The organism is Curtobacterium sp. 18060, assembly GCF_902706105.1.
In the GTDB taxonomy this organism is placed as follows: domain Bacteria; phylum Actinomycetota; class Actinomycetes; order Actinomycetales; family Microbacteriaceae; genus Curtobacterium.
In genome coordinates, this window is the sequence record NZ_CACSJV010000106.1 from 1 (window position 1) to 1,529 (window position 1,529).

Below are 1,529 nucleotides of genomic sequence, written 5' to 3' on the forward strand. Positions count from 1 at the left end.
TGTTCCGGTGGTCATAGCGAGAGGGAAACGCCCGGTCACATTCCGAACCCGGAAGCTAAGCCTCTCAGCGCCGATGGTACTGCAAGGGGGACCTTGTGGGAGAGTAGGACGCCGCCGGACTTAACGTAGGTAAGACCAGGGAACCCCTGACCAGCACTGGTCAGGGGTTTTCTGCGTTTCCGGAGGTTCTTCGTGGCGGGTGTCCGTTCGCGGCGCCGGTTCGTGAGCAGAAATGGTCGAGTACACGTGTGCGATCCGACCATTTCTGCTCACGAAGGGTCCCGTTCGGTTCCGTGGTCCTGCTGCTCCTCGCTGGCTCGGTCAGCCGCGGTCTGGCGCCGGCCTCCCTCGATGACGAGCTCGACGTTCCCCCGCGAATGGCGCTGACCCTTCGTGAGCACAAACGGTCGAGTGATGCCGAGCGCACCCGACCATTTCTGCTCACGAAGCAGTGTGCGTGCGTCGCTGGGCGGTCGGGTCGGACAGGCCTCTGGGCCAGCGGCGCTCAGTGTCGAACCTTGCGTTGAAGGTGGCACGGGCCCAGGCGGGATACTGCCCATGGTGCGGCGGCTGTGAGCGCCTTCGAGTGTGCGACTCGGCTCGGCACGAAGTGGTCCACTCGCTTGCGGCCGCGCCTCGAGCCGGTCTCCGGGCTCGAGGGAGCCTGTCGAGCCGGCGATGCCTACCGCGATGTGGATCCTGCTCACGGACGCCGCTCGCTGGTCCAAGGGGCGTTGTTCATGTGATGAGTGGTTGCCCAATGCCGCGCGAGCGATCGCCTGAGCTGGGCGCGTCGTGGTGTTCGGCCTGCACGGGAGGGATGGGCACGGCATCGACGTTCGCCATCCGACTGCCGGGGGAGGATGCTGGTCCCGGAGTCCCGGAGTCCCGGAGTCCCGGAGTCCCGGAGTCCCGGAGTCCCGGAGTCCCGGAGTCCCGGAGTCCCGGAGTCCCGGAGTCCCGGAGTCCCGGAGTCCCGGAGTCCCGGTGTCTTGGTGCAGGTAACGACGTCGAACCGTTCGGGCCTGCTCGTCGACGCACGTGGATCCCCGCCTGCGACACGCCCGGGAAGCGGCCCGGCTGGCGCTCCCGTTCACCTCCCCGTAATGTTGTCACTCGTTGCCGCTGAGGCGGAGAACGGAACGGCCGAGACGGTCACCAGGTGCAAACACCTGGAGATGCAGTCCGGACGGGGTCCCGCTCAGGCAACCGACACCCAAGGTTCCACGGTCTCGATCGTGGCGCTCGACGGTGTCGCGAGACGAATGCCTCTCTGACGAAGCCCGACGGGCGGAGTGGGGAGTGCGTCTGGTCCTTGAGAACTCAACAGCGTGCACATTGTCAATGCCAATTTATTGATTGACCTCGTGCCTGGGCAGCTTCGGTTGTTCAGGTCATGATGCAATTCCTTTTGGATTGAAGATTGTCAGTAGACAGTCAACAGTCAGAATCAACTCGGTCTGATGCCTTCGGGTGTTGGGTCTGTATTTTTTTACGGAGAGTTTGATCCTGGCTCAGGACGAACGCTG

At 64.0% G+C, this 1,529-nt stretch carries 1 rRNA gene; it reads left to right on the plus strand.

What is annotated here, in order from left to right:
* The first annotated feature begins 3 nt into the window (after positions 1–3).
* Positions 4–120: ribosomal RNA gene (gene rrf, locus GVL05_RS19760) — 5S ribosomal RNA — on the plus strand.
* Positions 121–1,529: the final 1,409 nt, after the last annotated feature.